This is a genomic window from Amycolatopsis sp. NPDC004368 (assembly GCF_053602515.1).
Map to the genome: position 1 here is coordinate 1 of NZ_JBSGDT010000082.1, position 4,644 is coordinate 4,644.

The window sequence follows — 4,644 nt, forward strand, 5'->3', positions numbered from 1 at the left end:
CGCCACCAACGACGACGAACACGCCGTATCCACCGTCACAGCAGGACCCTCAAAACCAAACGAATACGCCACCCGACCCGAAGCCATACTGCCGGTGCTGCCGTTCCCCCGCAGGCCCATCAATTCAGCGGTGGCCGGAAGAATGCTCGCGTAATCGTGGTACATGAGGCCCGTGAAAACCCCGGTCCGGCTTCCCCTGAGCGTCCCCGGGGTAATTCCGGCGTCTTCCAGCGCCTCCCAGGAGGATTCCAGCAGCAGCCGGTGCTGAGGATCCATGCTCAGGGCCTCCCGCGGGGAGACCTCGAAGAATGCCGCGTCGAATGTCGCAGGGTCTTCGATGAATCCCCCCGACGACGTGGCCGAAGCCGCGGCCAAGGCGTTCAAGTCCCAGCCACGGTCACTGGGGAACTCGCCGACGGCATCGACTTCGTCGCGAACCAGCTCCCACAGTTGATCGGGAGAAGCGATACCGCCGGGCAGACGACAAGCCATGCCCACGATCGCGATCGGATCGTCGGCAACGGGCTCCGGTACGTCGTCTGGTCCTGGGTGTGTCTCAACCTCCTGACCGAACGTCTCCGCCTGCAAGAACCGGGCCAGCGCAGTCGGCGTCGGGTGATCGAAGATCAATGTGGGCGAGAGCCGGATACCAAGCTCCGCACTCAGCCTGGTTCGCAACTCAACCGCGCTCAGCGAATCGAAGCCCAGTCCTTGGAAATTCCGATCAGCCCCAATTTTCACGGCGGTGTCGTAGCCCAGGACCGCAGCGGTCTGCTCACGTACCGCAGCGACCAGCAGATCCAGCCGATCGTCTACTTCGGCGGCACGCAGTCGCGTGATCAGGTTGCTGCCCGGCGAGGCCGACCCGACCGTCCTGCGGACGACGCTCCTGGCCAGCAGGCGCAGGGCAGGGGGCGCCGGTTCTCCAGAATCGCGCACGGCCGCCAAGTCGAACGCCGTCGCCACCACCACCGGCTGGTCCGCGTCGAGCGCCGAACTGAACATCGCGAGGCCTTGCTCGACCGACATCGCTGGAAAACCGCGCCGGGACATCCGGTTCATGTCGTGTTCGGTCAACTCGCCGGTCGCGCCGGCCTCTTGGGTCCACGGGCCCCAGGCCAGGGAGAGTGCGGGCAAGCCCATAGTCTGGCGGCTGCATACGAGTGCGTCCAGGAACGTGTTGGCGGCAGCGTAATTGGCCTGGCCGGCATTGCCGAGAACCCCGGACAGCGATGAGAAGACGACGAAGGCGGCCAGGTTCCGTTCGAGAGTCAGCTCATGGAGATACCAGGCTCCGTCAGCTTTCGCTCCCAGCACGTGGTCGAGCTGATCGGGGCCTAGCGCGCCGATGGTCGCATCGTCCAGCACACCTGCCGTGTGGATCACGGCGGTCAACGGATGAACAGGATTTACCTGCGCCAGCAAGTCGGCCAGAGCTTCGCGATCGGAGACGTCGCACGCCCTGACGTCGACGCGCGCGCCGAGAGCGGTCAGTTCCTCGCGAAGCTGTTCGGCTCCCGGTGCGGCCAGACCGGATCGGCTCGCCAGCAGCAGCCGGCGTACCGAACGCTCGGTCACCAAGTGCCGTGCAACCTGGGCGCCCAGGCCACCGGTGCCACCGGTGATCAGCACAGTCCCTTCGGCATTCCACTCGGTCGCCGGCGCGACTGTGTCGTCAGCAAGCTCGACCAGCCTCGGATAGTGCGTCTCACCACCGCGAATGACGAATTCCGCCTCGCCAAGTTCCAACCAGGGGACGATCGACACCGGCACCGCAGCCAGTCCGTCAGCCCACGGCACCTCCGGATCGAGGTCCACGAGGGCGAATTGTCCTGGGTACTCACGGATGGCCGTCCGCAGAAGCCCGGACACCGCACCGGCGACGACGTCGACGGCGGTGTCGTCCGCCGGATCCGCGCTGATCGCCGATCGGGTGGCGAAAACCAGGCGGGAAGAAGCCCACTGAGGATCGAGGGTCCACGCCTGGACCACCCTCAACACACTGTGCAGAACCTGGTGGACGTCCTCGATTCCGGCGTCCGAATCCGTCCGCACGGGCAGTACCACGAGGTCGGCGTCGCGGTCGTACTCGCGTGCCTCCGCCAAGAGCCGTTCCGGGTCGGCCAGCCCCGCCCCATCGAGCAAGACGGCCGACGGCAGCACACCGGGCGCTCCCGGATCATCAGCACGGATCCACGCAAGCCGGAACAAACTCGGTTCGCCACGAGGCACCGGCGCGATGAGGTCACCGGCATCGACGTCACGAATGACGAGCTCGGCTGCGCTCGCGACGAGTCCGCCCTGGTCGTCTGTGACGGTCACGGCGATGGAGTGCTCTCCCGTGACGGTCAACCTGGCCCTGAGTGCCTTCGCTCCCGTGGCATACAGCCGAAGTCCCTGGAAAGCAAAAGGCAAGGCCACCCGGCCGGGTGCGATCAACATCCCCGCCTGGAGGATGGAATCGAACAAGGCAGGGTGCAGGCCGAATCCCCCTGGCGTGCCGCCGGCTGCCTCCGTAAGGCTCGCCTCCACAAAGACTTCGGAGCCCTTTCGCCACGCGGTTCGCAACCCTCGAAAGACCGGTCCGTAGGTGAGGCCGGACCTCTCGGCTTCCTCGTAGAAGCCGGCCAGGTCCACTGCGATCCCACCGACCGGCGGCCACGAGTCGCCCATCGGCGCAACAGCGGGGTGTTCGGACGTGCTCAGCACCGCAGTGGCATGCTCGGCCCATTCCGAGCCTGAGCCGGCATACACCGTGGCCGAACATGAGCCGTCCGGTTCCGGACCATCCACGAGCACCTGCACCGTGACGGCGCCGTGTTCGGGAAGGACGAGCGGCCTGTGCAGAGTCAGTTCGTCGACGACATCGCACCCGACCTCGTTCGCAGCGTGGAAAAGCATCTCCACGAAAGCGGTGGCCGGCAGGAGGACCGCATCCCGCACAGCGTGGTCGGCGAGCCACGGATGAGTGGACCTGGCGAGCTTTCCGAGGAAGAGGATTCCGCCGGAGCGGGGTAGCGGGGTGGCCGCTCCCAGCAGCGGATGCGATACCTCGGTCAAGCCCGCTGCGGAAACCCCGCTAATACCCCGGATCGAGTCGGGCCAATACCGCTGGCGCTGAAAAGCATAGGTCGGCAGCGCAAGGGTGGCAGCCGGGCCGTAGACCGCGTGCCAGTCCGCTTCCGCACCTGAGGCGATCAATACCGCCAATGCGTGCATGCTCGTCGCGGGCTCGTCCCGGTCCCTGCGAAGCATCGGCGCCACCGTCGCTTCGCCGACGCTGCCGATCACCGAAGCGATCAGCGCGGTCAGTGTCGAGTCCGGACCGATCTCGAGCACGCGGGAAACACCGGATTCACGCAGCACCGCGACACCATCAGCGAACCGTACCGGCTCACGAACGTTGCGAGCCCAGTATTCCGCAGTGCTCACCTCGGCGTCGGTGAAGCGTCCGTAAACCGTCGAGATCATCGGAACAGACGGTTCCGCGAACGTCAGTTCCGCTGCCAGTTCCATGAACTCGTCCAACATCGGATCCATCCGAGATGAATGGAACGCGTGGCTGACCATCAACCGCTTCGTCCGGCGATCCCGCTCTTCCCAGGACCGGGCCACTTGGAGCACGGCTTCCTCGTCCCCGGCGATCACCGCCGCAGCCGGACCGTTGACCGCCGCGATCGAGACCCCCTCCGGCAACGTCCCGGCGATCTCCTCCTCCGACGCCTCGACCGACACCATCGCCCCGCCTAAGGGCAGCTGCTGCATCAGCCGGCTGCGCGCCACCACCAAACGGCAGGCGTCCTCCAAGGACAACAGGCCCGAGGCCCAGGCCGCAGCGATCTCCCCCACCGAATGGCCCAGCACGTGACTGGGCCGCACACCCCATGATTTCAGCAGCCTGACGAGCGCGACTTCGACCGCGAAGAGAGCCGGCTGCGCGTACGCCGTCTGGTCGAGTAGTTCCGCCTCAGGTGAGCCCGCCGCAGCCCACACCACCTCGCGCAAACTCGGACTCACGCCCAGCAGGTCTTCCAGCGTATCGGTGACGTGATCCCAGGCACGCGCATAGGCCGGGAACGCTTCGTACAAACCTCGTCCCATTCCCGGCCACTGCGAACCCTGACCGGAGAAGACAAAACCAACACCGCCGCCGTCATCCTTCGCGACGCCACGCGTGACTCCGGAGCGAACGGCTTCGGAGGCTACCGCGTCCAGCCCTGCGAGCAGTTCCTCGGACGACGCACCCACTACCACGGCGCGGTGATCGAACAACGCCCGGGTCGAGGCCAACGACAGGCCCACCTCAGCTGCCGTGGTCTCCGGGCTCCTGCGCAGCCACTCCCGCAGCCGCGCGGCCTGCGCCGACACGGCGGCAGGCGACCGGCCCGATACCACCCACGGCAGCATCTCACTACCCGGGAACTCCCCACTCACGCCCGCGGCGTCCGAGTCGTGACCTGCGTAAAGCGTAGGTTCGTCAGCGGTACTTTCGAGAGCGGAGGGTTGTTCGATGATCACGTGTGCGTTCGTGCCGCTGATGCCGAACGAGGACACCGCCGCCCGCCGCGGACGCCCCGTCTCCGGCCACGGCCTCTGCTCCGTCACCAGACGCACGGCGCCCGCCGACCAATCGACTTGCGACGA

Annotated in this window: 1 protein-coding gene; it reads right to left on the bottom strand. The window is 66.6% G+C overall.

Annotation, left to right across the window (positions count from 1 at the left end; genetic code table 11):
- On the bottom strand, positions 1-4,644 hold a 4,644-nt coding region (locus ACWEOE_RS42015; RefSeq protein WP_452019423.1), incomplete at both ends, for an SDR family NAD(P)-dependent oxidoreductase.